General features: G+C 69.6%; 14 protein-coding genes and 2 riboswitches. Of the genes, 10 read left to right on the plus strand and 4 right to left on the minus strand.

Features of this window, described 5'->3' with window-relative positions:
• The first annotated feature begins 7 nt into the window (after positions 1-7).
• The 4 genes from Aiant_RS22940 to Aiant_RS22955 all read left to right on the plus strand — a co-directional run bounded on the left by Aiant_RS22940 (position 8) and on the right by Aiant_RS22955 (position 2,726).
• The gene (locus Aiant_RS22940) at positions 8-925 is read left to right on the plus strand and encodes an aldose 1-epimerase family protein (RefSeq protein ID WP_189334590.1); all 918 of its coding nucleotides are present in this window, start codon (positions 8-10) and stop codon (positions 923-925) included.
• A complete protein-coding gene (locus Aiant_RS22945) occupies positions 925-1,542 on the plus strand; it encodes a nitroreductase family protein (RefSeq protein WP_189334591.1) in 618 nt (205 codons plus the stop codon). The genes Aiant_RS22940 and Aiant_RS22945 overlap by 1 nt, the downstream gene beginning before the upstream one ends.
• A 58-nt stretch (positions 1,543-1,600) precedes the next feature.
• Positions 1,601-1,897, plus strand: coding sequence for a type II toxin-antitoxin system VapB family antitoxin (locus tag Aiant_RS22950; RefSeq protein WP_014687530.1), 297 nt, complete (start codon positions 1,601-1,603; stop codon positions 1,895-1,897).
• 85 nt (positions 1,898-1,982) lie between these two features.
• Positions 1,983-2,726 (plus strand): DUF4230 domain-containing protein, encoded by a 744-nt coding sequence (locus Aiant_RS22955; RefSeq protein ID WP_189334592.1) that lies wholly within the window; start codon positions 1,983-1,985, stop codon positions 2,724-2,726.
• A 1,033-nt stretch (positions 2,727-3,759) separates the two neighbouring features.
• Here the strand turns inward: Aiant_RS22955 and Aiant_RS22960 are convergent.
• Positions 3,760-3,963, minus strand: coding sequence for a PspC domain-containing protein (locus tag Aiant_RS22960; protein ID WP_189334593.1), 204 nt, complete (start codon positions 3,961-3,963; stop codon positions 3,760-3,762).
• Between the two features lie 207 nt (positions 3,964-4,170).
• Here Aiant_RS22960 and Aiant_RS22965 point away from each other — a divergent pair, with 207 nt between their 5' ends.
• The 5 genes from Aiant_RS22965 to Aiant_RS22985 all read left to right on the plus strand — a co-directional run bounded on the left by Aiant_RS22965 (position 4,171) and on the right by Aiant_RS22985 (position 11,691).
• A complete protein-coding gene (locus tag Aiant_RS22965) occupies positions 4,171-6,114 on the plus strand; it encodes a DUF5941 domain-containing protein (protein ID WP_189334594.1) in 1,944 nt (647 codons plus the stop codon).
• A 511-nt stretch (positions 6,115-6,625) separates the two neighbouring features.
• Positions 6,626-7,918 (plus strand): ABC transporter ATP-binding protein, encoded by a 1,293-nt coding sequence (locus Aiant_RS22970; protein ID WP_189334595.1) that lies wholly within the window; start codon positions 6,626-6,628, stop codon positions 7,916-7,918.
• A gap of 72 nt (positions 7,919-7,990) precedes the next feature.
• Positions 7,991-8,467, plus strand: coding sequence for an ATP-binding protein (locus tag Aiant_RS22975; protein ID WP_189334596.1), 477 nt, complete (start codon positions 7,991-7,993; stop codon positions 8,465-8,467).
• 98 nt (positions 8,468-8,565) lie between these two features.
• Positions 8,566-9,300: a beta-phosphoglucomutase family hydrolase gene (locus Aiant_RS22980; protein ID WP_189334597.1), complete on the plus strand. Its 735-nt coding sequence runs from the start codon at positions 8,566-8,568 to the stop codon at positions 9,298-9,300.
• A gap of 24 nt (positions 9,301-9,324) precedes the next feature.
• On the plus strand, positions 9,325-11,691 hold the full coding sequence (locus Aiant_RS22985; protein ID WP_189334598.1) for a glycoside hydrolase family 65 protein: 2,367 nt from the start codon (positions 9,325-9,327) through the stop codon (positions 11,689-11,691).
• A 66-nt stretch (positions 11,692-11,757) separates the two neighbouring features.
• Here Aiant_RS22985 and Aiant_RS22990 read toward each other — a convergent pair whose 3' ends face one another.
• Complete coding sequence (locus tag Aiant_RS22990; RefSeq protein WP_189334599.1) at positions 11,758-12,795, minus strand: coiled-coil domain-containing protein; 1,038 nt, start codon at positions 12,793-12,795, stop codon at positions 11,758-11,760.
• Positions 12,796-12,800: 5 nt separating this feature from the next.
• Positions 12,801-12,932: riboswitch (cyclic di-AMP (ydaO/yuaA leader) on the minus strand.
• A gap of 208 nt (positions 12,933-13,140) precedes the next feature.
• A riboswitch (cyclic di-AMP (ydaO/yuaA leader) is annotated at positions 13,141-13,277 on the plus strand.
• Between the two features lie 5 nt (positions 13,278-13,282).
• Here Aiant_RS22990 and Aiant_RS22995 point away from each other — a divergent pair.
• Positions 13,283-14,314 (plus strand): coiled-coil domain-containing protein, encoded by a 1,032-nt coding sequence (locus tag Aiant_RS22995; RefSeq protein ID WP_189334600.1) that lies wholly within the window; start codon positions 13,283-13,285, stop codon positions 14,312-14,314.
• 59 nt (positions 14,315-14,373) lie between these two features.
• On the opposite strand, the gene Aiant_RS23000 is transcribed toward Aiant_RS22995, so the two are convergent.
• Positions 14,374-14,739 (minus strand): hypothetical protein, encoded by a 366-nt coding sequence (locus Aiant_RS23000; RefSeq protein ID WP_189334601.1) that lies wholly within the window; start codon positions 14,737-14,739, stop codon positions 14,374-14,376.
• A gap of 90 nt (positions 14,740-14,829) precedes the next feature.
• Positions 14,830-15,438, minus strand: coding sequence for a TetR/AcrR family transcriptional regulator (locus Aiant_RS23005; RefSeq protein ID WP_229831002.1), 609 nt, complete (start codon positions 15,436-15,438; stop codon positions 14,830-14,832).
• Positions 15,439-15,590 lie beyond the last annotated feature (152 nt).

Here is a 15,590-nt window from a genome sequence, read left to right on the forward strand (position 1 = left end):
CGCGGGTATGACAGAGACAGCCGCGAAATCCGGGGTTCAGTGGTCGATCGAGGCAGACGGCCGCCGCGCGGTGCTCGCCGAGGTCGGTGGCACGCTGCGTCACTTCTCGTCCGGCGGGGTGGAGCTGCTCGACGGCTTCGGCCCGGACGAGATCTCCCCGGGTTCCGCCGGCCAGATCCTCGCGCCGTGGCCGAACCGGATCCGCGACGGGCAGTACACGTTCGAGGGGACGTCCTATCAGCTCCCGCTCACCGAGCCGGGCCGGCACAACGCCATCCACGGTCTGGTGAACTGGTCCCGCTGGCGGGCCACCGAGCACACCGCCTCCGCCGTGACGCTGGAGTACGACCTGCCCGCCCAGGTCGGCTACCCGTGGGCGCTCACCCTGCGGACCCGCTGGTCGGTCTCCGCCGAGGGGCTGCGCTGCGTGCAGGAGGTGGTGAACACCAGCGACGCGAACGCGCCGTGGGGTTACTCGGTGCACCCGTACCTGCGGCTGCCCGGTGTCACGGTGGACAACACGGTGCTCCAGGTGCCGGCGAAAACCCGGATCCTGGCCGACGCCCGGCTGCTCCCGATCGGCGCGGTCAAGGTGGCCGGCACCGAGTTCGATTACGCCGAGCCGCGGCGGATCGGCACCGCGATCCTGGACACCACGTTCGGCGACATCGACTTCGGCCCGGACGGGCTCACCGAGGTGGTGCTCGCCGACCCGGCCTCGGACGCGAAGATCATCTTCTGGGCCGACGACAAATTCAAGTACTGGCAGATCTTCTCCGGCGACACACTGCACGGCGAGCGGCACCGCCGGTCGATCGCGATCGAGCCGATGACCTGCCCGCCGGACGCGTTCCGCTCCAGCCGTGACCTGATCACGCTGACCCCGGGCGAGACCTGGACCACCGCGTGGGGGATCCGCGCCTGATGGAGTTCGACGAGGTGGTCCGCCGGCGGCAGATGGTCCGTGGGTACGACCCCGCGCGGCCGGTGCCGCCGGAGCTGGTCGACAAGATCGTCCGGCACGGGCTGCGGGCGCCGTCGGCGGGTTTCTCCCAGGGGTGGAGCTTCCTGGTCCTCACCGATCCGGCCGACCGGGAGCGGTTCTGGTCGGTCACGGCTTCCTCGGAGGGCGAGGCCGGCGGCTGGCTCCAGCGGATGAGCACCGCGCCGCTGATCATCGTCGCCCTGTCGAACAAATCGGTTTATCTCGACCGATATGCAGAATCCGACAAGGGCTGGACGGACCGGGACGAGGCGCGCTGGCCGGTGCCGTACTGGGACGTCGACACCGGGTTCGCCGCGCTGCTGATGCACCTGACCGCGGTGAACGAGGGGCTCGGCTCGTGCTTCATCGGGCTGCCCCCGGATCGGATCGACGCGTTCCGTGCGGCGTTCGGGGTACCGGACCTGTTCAACCCGGTCGGCGCGCTGACCGTCGGATACCGGGGAGCGGACAAGAGGTCACCGTCACTCAAGCGCGGCCACCGTCCGGTGGACGACGTGGTGCATCATGGCCGGTGGGCTTCGGCCGCAGGGGCTTGACCGCACTGCGGCTACGCTGGCATACCGACGACGTTTCGCAGGGAGAGGGGCAGCCGCCGTGATCTTCAAAGCGGTCCGGGACGGAGCCCCGTACCCCGATCACCACACCACGCTGAAGGCGTGGGCGGAGATCCCGCCGCGGCCGATCCGGCTCGCCGACCTGATCACCACCAAGCGGGAGCTGGCGCTGGACAAGCTGCTGGCCGAGGACTCGACGTTCTACGGGGATCTGTTCCCGCACGTCGTGGAGTATCAGGGCGCCCTCTATCTGGAGGACGGGCTGCACCGGGCGCTGCGGGCGGCGTTGCAGCAGCGGAACCAGATTCACGCGCGGGTGCTGGTCGTCGAGGGCTAAACCCTTTGTCGGGTTTTCCCGCTGGATGCGAGTGTTACCGCTCCTCCGGTCGCGAATTGTCAGACCCCCTCCGTACCGTTGGGGCATGGCCAACTCACCGGATGTCGAAGAGCCGACGACGGAGTATCCGGCCGTGCCCGATGGAGCCGAGCCGGTCGCCCCGGCCGTCCCGCTGGAGCACAGGCCGAGCTTCTTCGCCCGGCTGCTGATCTTCATCGGCGTCGTCTTCGCCCTGATCGTCGCGTCCTGCTTCGGGCTGCGCGCGATGCACGTGCTCCCCACCTTCGACAACCCGTTCTCGGACCAGACCGTCGACCGCAGCCAGCCGGTGCTGCTCCAGTCCATGCGCGACCTGCATCGTTATGTGGCGGCCGACGGCACCTTCCAGGTCATCGTCGACCTCCAGCAGAACCGGGAGAACATCCCCGACTTCCTGGTCAACCGGCGGATCCTGTTCGTCGGCTCGGGCACGGTGGAGGCCTATGTCGACTTCAGCGCCCTCTCCGGGGACGCACTGAAGGTCGACAACGAGAAGAAGACCATCGAGCTCACCCTTCCGCCGCCGCAGCAGTCGACGGCCGCCCTCGACATGGCGAAAAGTTACGTGGTCGAAGAGGATCGCGGTCTGTTGACGAGCATCGGCGACGCGTTCCGCAGTGACACGGACAAGCAGCAGCGGGTCTATCAGATGGCCCAGGAGAAAATCACTGAGGCGGCCAAGTCGAGTGGGCTCGATCAGCGGGCTCAGCAGAACACTCAGTTGATGCTGGAGAGCTTGTTCGTGCGGTTGGGTTACACGTCGGTCAAGGTCACCTTCACGACTCCCTGACGGGGATTAGGTGACGCCGCCGCCCCCGGGGGTGGTGGGGCGGCGGCGTCGGGAATCGCGGCCCGGTGGTTGGCGGGGCTGCGATTCGGCTTGGGGCCCGGTGGGCGGCGGTGCCGCTTGCCGGGTCTTTGTGTTCTTCGGGTGCCGGCCGGAGAGTGCTGCCTATCGGTATGACGGTGGGTGCGGCTCATCGTTCGAATTCGCTCGCGGCTGGTGCCTTGTCTCGCTGATGGCGGCGGGGGACCGCGTTCGCTCGGGGTGGTTGGCCGTGGACCGCTTCGGTTCGGGGTTGTTGCCCATGGATCGCTTCGGTCGAGGTGGTGGCCGGAGGAGCGCTTCGATTCGGGGTGGTGGCTGGTGGATTGTGGGGTTCGGGCTGGCGGATCGCTCTGGTTTGGAGTAGCGGCCTTGGGCCGTTTGGCCGGCGGGATTGCTTGCTCGCGGCGGTGAGGGGGATTTGGCCGCCCCGCCCCCGGGGGTGGGGCGGGGCGGGGTCCCGGCCGGGTGTGCCAGCCCGGCTTCCGCCCGGCCGGGAGCTTGGTGACCGGCGGGTTGGGCGCCGGTCCGTAGTTGCGTATCGGATATGTGCCCCGAAAGCCGACGGATTACTCGCCAGACATCGATGTCCTTCGTGAACTCCGGTGGTGGCGGGCTGCGTCAGCCGAGGTGAGGTGATCGACGATCTTTGGTGCCGCCAGGTGGAAGCGCTCGCTTGGGGGCCTGAGGTGCGCCTGCGGTGCTGTTTGGTCTTGGAAGACCGGTGGCCTGGAGGGGCGGTTGACCCTTCGGGAGGCAGGTGGCCCGGAGGGACGGTCCGGCCTTTGCACGGCGGGTGGCCCGGAGGGACGGTTCGGCGCTTGTGCGGCGGGTGGTCTGGAGGGTGGGTCGGCGCTTGCATGGCGGGTGGTCTGGAGGACGGTTCGGCGCTTCGTGGCGGGTGGCCTGAAGGGCGGGTCGGCCTTTGCGCGGCGGGAGAACCGGGGGCGGATCGCCCTTCCGCGGGAGGGTGGGCCGCGGAAGGGCTGGGTGTGGGTTACTCGCTGGGCATGAGGGCCCAGAGGATCAGGTAGGCGAGGAACTGCGGGCCCGGAAGCAGGCAGGACAGGACGAACAGCAGCCGGACCGTTCCGGAGGACAGCCCGGTGCGGCGGGCCAGACCGGCGCAGACGCCGGCGATCCAGCGGTCGTGGCGCGGGCGGGTCAGGCGGCTCGACTTCAGAGGGCTGGTCACGATCATCCACTCCTTCAGTGGTGGCCGGGGCGTTCTGCCTCGGACCACTTCGACGTTAGGTACGGCGGCTCGGCCCTCCCTCATCCCGCAGGCGGAGAGTCGCGACCAAGCTCCCGTAAGGGGGACCCGTACCCGGCCGACTCCCGCTGTTAACCTTTAGCCGTCTTGCGGGCCCCCTGGCTGCGGGCTCGTGTTCATCTGTGGAGGCGAACGGTGCCGCTGGCCCTCCTTTACCCGGGTGCCGGCGCCGCACTCGCCGGCGACGAGCTGAGCCGTGACCTCATCGACGCCCTGCACGCCGCCGGGGCGACCGAGATCGATCGGGTGGAGTCCGGGGCTGATCTGCCGGGGCGGATTCGTGAGGCGGGCCGCCGGGCGCACGACGCCGGCGAGGCACTGCTGATCTGCGCGGACGATCTGGTCACCCACCACAGCCTGCTGTGGATGCTGGCCACCGATCCGGCCGGGCGCAGTACCGTGCTGCTGACTCCGGATCCGGCGGGTGACCTGCGGGAGGATCGGGGCCGGGCGGTGCCGGCCGCGGGTGCGGGCACGGTGCGCTTTCTCGGGGCGATGTGCCTGGCGCCGACGGATCTGTTGCTTCTGGAGAAGGTCGTCGACCGGCTCCCGGCGTACGGAAAAGGCATCCCGACCGAAACCGGCCGTGACGCCGCAGCGGATTCCGCGGGTGGAGCGGACCTGGCGGCTGAAGTGGATCTTGCAGGCGCGGGGCTTCTGGGCCTGCTGCTCGAGGCGGGGCTGGTGCCGGCGGCGGTCCGGGTGCGGCTGCTGCATGCCGAGCGGGTGCGGACGGATGCGGAGTTCGCCGCCGCGCGGCGGCGGGTCGACGGGATCGACGAGGAGCGGGCGCGCCTGCGACTCGCGGTCAAGGAACAGGACGACTTCTTCACGACGTACGCCGTGAGCAGCTGGTCTCCGCTGGTCACCCGCACCGCCGCGCGTCTCGGGCTGAGCCCGACCGCGGTCACCGGGCTCTCCGTGCTGTTCGCCGGGGCGGCCGCGCTCTCCTTCTGGCAGGCCTCCCGGATCGCGATGATCCTCGGCGGGATACTGCTTTACCTGGGCTTCGTGCTGGACTGTGTGGACGGTCAGCTGGCCCGGTACACCCGGCGGTTCGACGCGTTCGGTGGCTGGCTGGACACGATGGCCGACCGGGCGAAGGAGTATGCGGTCTACGCCGGGCTGGCGGCCGGGGCGGACCGGATCGGGTTGCCCTACGCGTGGCCGCTGGCGATCACCGCGATCGCCCTGCAGACGGTGCGGCACATGACCGACACGTGGTACGGCGCGCTGCACGACGAGGCGGCCGCCCGGCCGCGCCCGCAGGCGGCCGGTGGGGTCGGCGCCCGGCTCTCCGCGGCATCGCAGGCGGCGCAGAGCAGCCGGGGCTCGCTGATCTACTGGGCGAAGCGGATCGTGGTCTTCCCGATCGGCGAGCGCTGGGCGTTGATCGCGGTGGCCGCCGCGCTGACGAATGGGCGTGTCGCGCTGACCGCGATCGTCGGGTTCGGTGCGCTGGCGTTCGTCTACACGCTGTCGCTGCGGTCGCTGCGCGCGCTGTCGATGCGGGTGGCCGTGCTGAACACGGTCGACACCGCGCGGCATCGCGACGACGGGTGGCTCGCGCGGTACCTGCTGGGCCGGGCCCGGATGGACTTTCCGCTGGTGGTGACGGCGGTGCTGGCGGCGTACGCGATGGTCGGCCCGGCCGTCGGCGAACCGTTGCGGACCGGCATCCTGGCGGGCGGGATCCCGGCGGCCCTGGCGGCCGGGATGACCGCGCGAGCCCGCCACGACCGGGCGCTGGACTGGCTGGTGCCGGCCGCGCTGCGGGCCGCGGAGTACCTGTTCGTGATCCTCGCCGGGGTGGTCGGCGGGGTGCCGTGGCCGCTGGTGTTCCTGGTGCTGTTCGTGCTGGCGCTGCGGCACTACGACCTGACGGCGCGGATGGAGAAGGGCGCGCCGGGCACCCGGGCCGGTGCGGCGGTGCTGGGCTGGGAGGGCCGGACGGTGCTGCTGATCGGGGTGACGCTGGCGGGCTTCGCGATCGGCGGGTTCGGGGTGCTGGCGGCGCTGGCCGGGGGAGTGTTCCTGATCACGGCGGCTCGCGATTGGCGGGCCTCCCGCGAGCGCTGAGGGCGGCCGACTGAGTAAGGCACGCTGAGGGTGGCCGACTGAGTAAGGCACGCGGAGGGCGGCCGGCTGGGTTGCGCGGCGGCCGACTGTGGCCGCGAACCGAACGGGACCGGAAGGCTCGGCGGAACGGGGCTCGGTGGTGGGCCGTGGGCGGGGCTTCCGGTCGTACCGAAAGCGGTTGAACAGGGATCAAGGGCGGCCGTGAGTGGGCGGCGGGTCCGGCGTGGGCTGGATCTGGGCTTAAGCGGACATGAGGGCATTCTTAACCGCGGGTGAACCAGCGGCCCGGTGGGCAGGTCCGCAGTGGCGCAAGGCACCCTGGCGATTTGTCGGTTCTTGCTGGGAACGTGCACACAAAGGGCCCGAGAGTTCAGATCTCAGTAATCGATTGATCACTATCCGCGAATGGCACGTTCGTCCGATGGCAAAGCATCGAAGCCCCTCGCAAAGTCAGTACCCGATCGCCGACCGTCGTGGGATCGGGATCACAAAACCGTGGGGGAGGTTGGCGGTGTCCACCGTCGCGCTCAAGGACGTCACCAAGATTTGGCCAGATGGCACGGTTGCCGTGGACCGGGTGTCGCTCGACGTCAAGGACGGCGAGTTCATGGTCCTGCTGGGCCCCTCGGGCTGTGGGAAGTCGACCGTGCTCCGGATGATCGCCGGGCTGGAGGACCCCACCGACGGGGAGCTCCTGCTGAACGGTGAGCCGGTGCTCGACGTGCCCCCGCGCGACCGCAGCATCGCCATGGTGTTTCAGGATTTCGCGCTCTATCCGCACATGAGCGTGGCGGACAACATCGGCTTCCCGCTCAAGCTCTCCGGCGTCGAGCCCGGCTCCCGGCAGGACCGGGTCGGCACGGTGGCCGGCGCGCTCGGCATCGGCGAGGTGCTCGGCCGCCGGCCCAGTCAGCTCTCCGGCGGGCAGCGGCAGCGGGTCGCGATGGGCCGAGCGATGGTCCGCCGCCCCGGCGTCTTCCTGATGGACGAGCCCCTCTCCAACCTGGACAGCGGCCTGCGCGCCGAGCTGCGCGCCGAGATCACCAGCATGACCAAGGAGCTCGGCGTCACCACCGTTTACGTGACGCACGACCAGGCCGAGGCGCTGACCATGGCGGACCGCGTGGCGATCATGCGGCGCGGCGTGCTCCAGGACCTGGGCACGCCGACCGAGGTGTACCGCCGCCCGGCCACCCTGTACGTCGCCGCGTTCCTCGGCTCCCCGCGGATGAACCTGCTGGAAGCGTCGGTCTACGTGCACCTGGACCGCTACGTCGCGCTCAACTTCGGCGAGCAGAGCCTCTACCTGGCCTGGTCCGACCCGCGATCGCGGGCGGTGGCGCGGTACCACGGCGAGCGGATCGTGGTCGGTCTGCGGGCCGAGGCGCTCACCCCGGTCACCCCCGACACGCCCGGGACGGTCCTGCACGGGCGGATCCGGTACCTGGAGCACCACGGCCACGAGTCGCTGGCCTACCTGGACATCGGCGCCACCGCGATCGTGGTCGACGAGGTCGGCGGCACGGCGCGCGAGCAGTCCTCGGGCGGCACCCTGCGGCGGCTCGGCGGCGCGCTCCAGCGGCTCACCAAGTCGAACTCGGTCACCGCGCAGGAGGAGCAGCAGCGCGGCCCGGTCAGCGTGCTCGACCCGGGACGGCACCACCGCAAGGCGGCCGAGCTGTCGGTACGCCTGGCGCCCTACCCCGCGGTCACCCCAGGGCATCCGCTCACCGTGGCGGTGCAGATGGACGCGGTGCACTTCTTCGACGAGCGGGGGGACCGGATCGATGTGGGGTGGCGCTGAGCACGCCACTTCCGGGCGGGATCGTGGATGCCTCCTGCCACCGGACGGACACAGCGCGTAGGCTGCACGACGGTGGAGGACAGGATCGGGCAGACCGTGCGCTCGGCTCCCGGCGGGGAGCCGAGGATCGACGCCGTCCCCGCACCGGCGTCCTCCCCGGTCCTGCTGGACCGCGCTTTCGGGCACGCTGACATCACCCTGCTGCGCCACGAGATCTCCCGGCTGCTGCCCGCGGCCGGGATCACCGGTGACCGCCTCTCCGGCTACGTGCTCGCCATCAACGAGGTGATCACGAACGTGGTGCTGCACGCCGGCGGCAGCGGCCGGATCGTGCTGCGGCTGGAGTCCGGGTCGGTGTGGTGCGTGGTCACCGACTCCGGTCCGGGCATCCCGGACGGCTATCGGGACGGCCATCTCCTCCCCGGTACGGAGGAGATCGGTGGCCGTGGTCTGTGGCTGGCACACCAGCTGTGCGACGAGGTGACCACCGCGACCGGACCGATCGGTACCTCTATCGGATTGCGTATGGATCTTGCGACGTTGAGCTGAAAGCTGAAACAGCAGCTTGAACGGCTTATGAAACACACAGGAAATGTGAAGGCGCCCTTCGCCTCTCGTCCTGAGGCGGGTGCGACTACATTGGGCGCGTGCTCGGACTTCCTTCCCAGGTAACCGCTTGCCTTTTCGATCTTGACGGGGTGCTCACGCAGACCGCCCTTGTGCACAGTGCCGCGTGGAAACAAACGTTCGACACGTTCCTGGAATCGTGGGCTCAGCGGCATGATCAACAGTTTGTGCCGTTCGATTCCGGCGCCGACTATCACCGATATGTCGACGGTCGGCAGCGTGCCGACGGCGTCCGCACCTTCCTCGCCTCGCGGGGCATCACCCTGCCCGAGGGCTCGCCGGACGACGGTCCCGACCAGGAGACCGTCAACGGCATCGGCAACCGTAAGAACGTGCTCGTGCTCCAGAAGATCAAGGAGGGCGCGGTCCAGGTCTACCCCGGCTCGGTGGAGTACCTGAAGGCCGCCAAGGCCGCCGGCCTGCGCCGCGCGGTCGTGTCCGCGAGTGCCAACTGCAAGGACGTGCTCGAGGCGGCCGGCATCGCCGACCTCCTGGAGGCCCGCGTGGACGGGGTCGTCGCCCGGGAGCTGAGCCTGCCCGGCAAACCGGCGCCGGACACGTTCCTGTACGGCGCCAAACTCCTCGGCCTCTCCCCGGAGAACTGCGCGGTCTTCGAGGACGCCCAGGCCGGCGTGGCCGCGGGCCGGGCCGGCGGCTTCGGCCTGGTGATCGGCGTGGATCGGGTCGGCCAGGCCGACGCGCTGCGCGAGAACGGTGCCGACGTCGTGGTCACCGACCTTTCCGAACTTCTCTAATTCACTCCAAGAAGAGGCACGACCGTGATCCGTGAACGGGCCTACCCCGTCGACCCCTGGCACATCCGGGAGACCCGGCTCGACCTGGACCTGCTGGCCCAGTCCGAGTCCGTTTTCGCACTCTCGAACGGCCACATCGGGATACGCGGAAACCTGGACGAGGGCGAGCCGCACGGCCTGCCCGGCACGTACCTGAACTCGTTCTACGAGCTGCGGCCGCTGCCGCACGCCGAGGGCGGTTACGGTTTCCCGGAGTCCGGCCAGACCATGGTCAACGTGACCAACGCCAAGCTGATGCGGCTGCTGGTCGACGACGAGCCGTTCGACGTGCGGTACGGCGAGCTCCGCTCCCACGAGCGCTGCCTCGACCTGCGCGCCGGCACCCTGGAGCGGACCGTGGAGTGGGTCTCCCCGTCCGGCAAGGGTGTCCGGGTCCGGACCGTACGCCTGGTCTCCTTCACCCAGCGCGCGGTGGTCGCCTTCCTCTACGAGGTGGAGCCGCTCGACGAGTCGACCCGGCTGATCCTCCAGTCCGAGCTGGTGGCGAACGAGCAGTTGCCGCCGATGAGCAAGGACCCCCGGGTGGCCGCCGTGCTGGACCACCCGCTGCAGGCCGAGGAGATGCTGGAGCAGCGCTCCGGCGGCCTGCTGGTGCACCGGACCAAGGCCAGTGACCTGCGGATGGCCGCGGCCATGGAGCACCTGGTGGAGACGCCGGGCCGGCACGCGATCACCACCGAGGGGCACGCCGACTGGCTGCGCACCACGGTGGCCTGCCGGCTGGAGCCGGGGCAGAAGCTGCGGGTGGTCAAGCTGGCCGCGTACGGCTGGTCCTCGATGCGCTCGCTGCCCGCCCTGCGCGACCAGGTCGGCGCCGCGCTGGCCAGCGCCCGGCTGGACGGCTGGGAGGGTCTGGTCCAGCAGCAGCAGGACTACCTGGACGCCTTCTGGGACCACTCCGACGTCCGCGTCGAGGGCGACCCGGAGGTGCAGCAGGCGGTCCGCTTCGGCCTCTTCCACACTCTCCAGGCCGGTGCCCGGGCGGAGCAGCGCCCGATCGGCTCCAAGGGCCTGACCGGCCCCGGCTACGACGGGCACACCTTCTGGGACTCCGAGACGTTCGTGCTGCCGGCGCTCACCTACACCCAGCCCTCGGCCGCGGCCGACGTGCTGCGCTGGCGGCACTCGACGCTGGACCTGGCCCGGGAGCGGGCGCAGACGCTGGGCCTGCAGGGCGCCGCCTTCCCGTGGCGGACCATCCGCGGGCAGGAGTGCTCCGGGTACTGGCCGGCCGGCACCGCGGGCTTCCACATCGCCGCGGACATCGCCGACGCGGTCCGCCGTTACGTGCAGGCCACCGGGGACTACGACTTCGAGCGTGAGGTCGGCCTGGAGCTGCTGGTGGAGACCGCCCGGCTGTGGCGCTCGCTGGGCCACCACGACCGGCACGGCCGGTTCCACATCGACGGCGTCACCGGGCCGGACGAGTACACCGCGGTGGTGAACGACAACATCTACACCAACCTGATGGCGCAGCAGAACCTGATGACCGCGGTGGAGGCGTGCAAGCGGCACCCGGACCTGGCGCGGCGCTTCGGGGTGGACGACGAGGAGGCGGCCTCCTGGCGGGACGCGGCGGCGGCCGTGCACATCCCGTACGACAAGGAGCTCGGGGTGCACCAGCAGTGCGAGGGCTTCACCCGGTTGCAGGAGTGGGACTTCGAGAACACTCCGCCGGAGGGCTACCCGCTGCTGCTCAACTACCCGTACTTCGACCTGTATCGCAAGCAGGTGGTCAAGCAGGCCGACCTGGTGATGGCGATGTACATCCGCGGTGACGCGTTCACCCCGGAGGAGAAGACCCGCAACTTCGCGTACTACGACGCGCGTACGGTCCGGGACTCCTCGCTGTCGGCCTGCATCCAGGCGGTGATGGCGGCCGAGACCGGTCACCTGGAGCTGGCCCACGACTACCTGGGCGAGGCCGCCCTGATGGACCTGCACGACCTGCACCAGAACGCGCGCGACGGCGTGCACGTGGCGTCGCTGGCCGGCTCGTGGATCGCGCTGGTCGCCGGCCTCGGCGGGATGCGTGACTTCAACGGCCAGCTGTCGTTCGCGCCGCGGCTGCCCAGCCGGATCAACAACCTGGACTTCTCGCTGCTCTGGCGGGGTCTGCGGCTGCGGGTCAACGTCACCGCCGACGAGGTGACCTACTCGCTGCGCAACGGCGGCGGGTCGGCCCGGCTCACGCTGCTGCACCACGGCAAGGAGATCGAGGTCACCCAGGTGCGCCCGGTGACCATGGCGATCCCGTCGGCCGGGCCGGTCGGCCCGTCGCCGTCGCAGCCGGCCGGGCGGGCTCCGGTGCGGCGCGCGACCCCGCACTGACGTCCTGACGCGAAAGCCCCCGTTTCCCGAGGAGGGAAGCGGGGGCTTTTCGGTACGAGAGCCCGATTACAGCAGCGACACGTGCACGTGGTCGGTGTGGTCACTCGGACCGTGATACGCGTGCCAGTTGTTGGTCGCGGGGAACCAGATCTGCTTGTACCAGATCACGTAATAGATCCCGAGCCGGTCGGCGTTGCGCACCAGGAACGCGGTGAGGTCGTTGCCGTACCGCATCATCTTGGCGTTGCCGGTCGCCGAGGAGAACCCGCTCTTCTGCAGGGACCAGTCGCAGGCCCGGCCTTTCGGGTGCTCGAACGGGCCACCGTTGCGGTGGCAGCCGACGAACATGTTGAAGCCGGCCTTCTTCACCTCGTTGTAGAGGTGCAGCGTGCGCTTGGTGATGCAGCCGTCGGTCGTCGGGTCCTTCTGGTTGCAGGACTCCGGCGAGAAGCCGCCGTCGGAGTTGCGCGGCGCCGGAGCGGCCGTCTTCGAGGTCGCGTCGACGAAGCCGGCGGTGATGGTCTTGTTGATGCCGGTGCCGCCGCCGAGCAGCTCGAGCTGGTCCTCGGCCGAGTCGTGCAGTTTCTGCTGGACGCCGAGCTGCTGCTCCTCGTTCTTGACCTCGGCGTCGAGCCGGGTCTTGTCCGCGGTGATGTCCTGGAGCAGGGTGTTCAGCTCGTGCAGTTTCTCGTCGTGCAGCTTGTTGATCTCCTCCAGCGAGACCGCCTTGTCCAGGAAGTCCGTGGAGTCGTTCGCCCGGAGCAGGAAGCTCAGCGAGCTGAGGTTGCCGACCTGGTACTGCTGCTTGGCGATCGCGTTGACCTCGGGAACCAGCTGATCACGCCGGGCCTCCGCGGTCTTGATCTGAGCGGCCAGCTCCTTCTGGGTCTTCTTCGACTTCGCCACCGCGGCTTTCGCGTTGACGTACCGGCGGTTCGTCGCCTCGATCTGGTCGGAGAGGTCGCCGTCGCCGTCGCCTTCATCGGCGGTCGTCGGGTTGCCGCCTGGTGCGGCATGAGCCGGGGTGACCGGTGCCACGAATATGGCGGCAGCCACCAACGGCGCCAGGGCAAGCGTCAGCCACCGGCGGGGACGTGCGGTCATCAACAATCCTTCCTTGTCACCGCCGACCGGGTTAGCTGACGGGTTCGGGACGGAAGCTATCCCTACCGCATATAGCGGATTCACCCCAACTACCTGGTTCCCCGGCTCACCTTTCGGTGATTGGGCGGCGGCCTGCCGGCAACTCGGGGGCGGTGCCGTCCTGGCAGGACCGGCGGCCAGTTTACCTGAGATATCTCGGTACATCAGCGTCCGGAAAACGGCCAAAATTGTTACCGCACAACGACTTTCCGTAATCGCATCACGACTCGTGACCGGGCCGTCGCAATGGGTACGAGAACTGTCGATTCGTCGATCCGCTGGGGTATGGTCGTCGCGGTTCCCGCGCGGGGACCGCCGCCTAATCGCATAACGAGCGAGCCGGGGATCCACCTTTCTTCCGGGGCGAATCCGCATCACGCGGTAGGGACTTCCTTCATCCCGAGCCCGTCAGCTAACCCGGCCGGCGGCCGACGGAAGGAAACAGCCAGTGCAGCATGTGACTGCGCGGCGACGATGGGCGGCCTTTCTAGCGCTCCTGGTCGCCGCATGCGGGATCGCCGGTGTCGCCGGCCCGGCGGCTGCCGCGCCGCGTCCGCTGACCGCGCCGGGCGAGTCCGGCGACGACGGCGAGGGCGGCGCGAAAGCCCTGCTCGACAAGCTCAACGAGGCCTCGAAAGGCTACGTCGACGCCAAGGCCAAGCTCGCGAAATCCAAGCAGCAGCAGACCAGCCTCGCCGCCGAGCTGAAGAAGCTGGACGCGGCCCTCGGCCCCCAGCAGGCCGCGCTCAACAAGTACGCCCAGCAGGCTTACACGATGGGCCGGCTCGGCCCGCTCAGCGCGATGCTCGGCGCCGACTCGTCGGCCGGCTTCCTGGACCGGGCCCAGCTGCTGACCACCGTGGCGGCCCGGCAGAACCAGGCGATCGCCGACCTGAAGAACACCCGCACCGACCGCCAGACGGCCAAGACCGGCATCGACGCGGCCATCGTCGACCAGCAGAAGCAGGTCAACGTGATGGCCAAGCGCAAGGCGCAGGCCGAGCAGGCGCTCAAGGACGCGAACCAGGGCGGGGACTCCGGTGACGCGGGTTCCAGCGGCGGCAGCGCGGACGCCGACAAGCCCTCCGGCGACCTGGACGGCAAGTGCGTGCCGGACCCGACGACGGACGGCTGCATCAGCCCACGCCTGCTGTTCGCGATGAAGCAGGCGCAGAAGGCCGGTTTCACCCGGTACGTCGCCTGCTACCGGCCGCAGAACAGCGGGGAGCATCCGAAGGGACGGGCCTGCGACTTCGCCGCCGACAAGAACGGGTTCGGCGGGGTGGCGACCGGGGCCAGCAAGACCTACGGGACCAACCTGGCGAACTACTTCATCCACAACTCGGACACGCTGGGCGTGCTCTACGTGATCTGGTTCAAGCGGATCTGGCTGCCGAGCAGTGGATGGAAGTCGTACAGCGGGGCGGGCGGCACGCCGTCGACCGACCACACGAACCACGTGCACCTGTCGGTGACGTAAATCTCAAACCCGCTTTTCGGTACGGCCGGCGCGCGCAGGCCGTACCGAAAAAGGGAATTTCAGGCGGGGAGCAGGCGGTGCCCGGCCATCTCGAGCTCGCCCTCGTGCAGGACGGTGACCGGGGTCTTGAGCCCGGACACGGCGTCGTGCAGCACCACCGACGCGCCGTCGATCCGATAGGTGCCGGCCGGCCGCTTCCGGCGGCCGGCCACCTGCCCCGCGTACGTTCCATCGATGCGCAGCTGGAGCCGGACCATGCCGTCCTGGCTGCGCCAGGCGCCGACCACCGCGGCGCCGGTCACCACGGCCGGCCGCTGCGGGGCCAAGCCGAGGCCGGCGTCGGGCGTGCGGCCCATGGCGATGGCCAGCATGGCGGCCGCGTCCAGGACGGTGGTGTCGACGCGAGGGGCGTGCGAGGAATGCATCGGGCCGGCTCCGGAGGGTGGGTGTCGGGAACGACTTCTCCCTTCGGCCTGACACCGGCCCGATGCAGAACTCCGCGGGTTGCGACCCGGTTATTTGGCGGCGCCGCCGGCTTTCAGCGAGCCGAGCACCGACGCGGCCAGTTTCTCCAGGTAGTCGTCGCTCATCGGCTGCCGGGAGACGGCCAGCCGCCAATACAGCGGGCCGAGGATCAGGTCGACGGCCACCTCCGGATCGGTGTCCTCGGGCAGCTCGCCCCGGGCGATGGCCTGGCCGACCAGTTTCTCCCCGACCGACTGCTGGTGGGTGCGCAGCACCCGTTGCAGGGTCTCGGCGATCTGCGGGTTCCGCGCCGCCTCGGCCATCAGGTCGGGGATGATCTGCGAGGCCACCCGGTGCTGCAGCGCCTTGCTGACGATCATCATGAGCAGGTCGAGGTCGCCGGAGAACGAGCCGGTGTCCGGAAGTGGCACCTTGCGACCGGCGACTTCCGTGATGATCTCCAGTACCATCTCCAGCTTGTTGCTCCATCGCCGGTAGATGGCGGTCTTGCCGACGCCGGCACGCCGGGCCACGGCCTCGATCGACAGGCGGCCGTAACCGACCTCTGCCAGCTCACTCATGACCGCGTTACGAATCGCCACGGTGATGTCGTTCCGGAGCACCGCCGCTCCGGCAGGTGCGCGTTTGACTGTCGCCACCCGGTAACTATAGCGCTACGACGTAACGGTTGCGTTCCGCCGTTTGGTCGGCTACCGTTCCTTCAACGTCGATACGAACCCGTTCCATCGGCGTCGGCGGACGCCTGTCATGCTGCTAGCTGTGTTCGAAGGCAAGTCACCGGAGTCCGCTG

Origin of the sequence: Actinoplanes ianthinogenes, from assembly GCF_018324205.1 — a bacterium.
GTDB lineage: Bacteria > Actinomycetota > Actinomycetes > Mycobacteriales > Micromonosporaceae > Actinoplanes > Actinoplanes ianthinogenes.

What these genes read in the sequence shown, in the direction of transcription:
- Aiant_RS22990 (WP_189334599.1), bottom strand. Translation starts at nt 12,795, where the DNA reads ATGACCGCACGTCCCCGCCGGTGGCTGACGCTTGCCCTGGCGCCGTTG.
- Aiant_RS22945 (WP_189334591.1), top strand. Translation starts at nt 925, where the DNA reads ATGGAGTTCGACGAGGTGGTCCGCCGGCGGCAGATGGTCCGTGGGTAC.
- Aiant_RS22960 (WP_189334593.1), bottom strand. Translation starts at nt 3,963, where the DNA reads ATGATCGTGACCAGCCCTCTGAAGTCGAGCCGCCTGACCCGCCCGCGC.
- Aiant_RS23000 (WP_189334601.1), bottom strand. Translation starts at nt 14,739, where the DNA reads ATGCATTCCTCGCACGCCCCTCGCGTCGACACCACCGTCCTGGACGCG.
- Aiant_RS22940 (WP_189334590.1), top strand. Translation starts at nt 8, where the DNA reads ATGACAGAGACAGCCGCGAAATCCGGGGTTCAGTGGTCGATCGAGGCA.
- Aiant_RS22955 (WP_189334592.1), top strand. Translation starts at nt 1,983, where the DNA reads ATGGCCAACTCACCGGATGTCGAAGAGCCGACGACGGAGTATCCGGCC.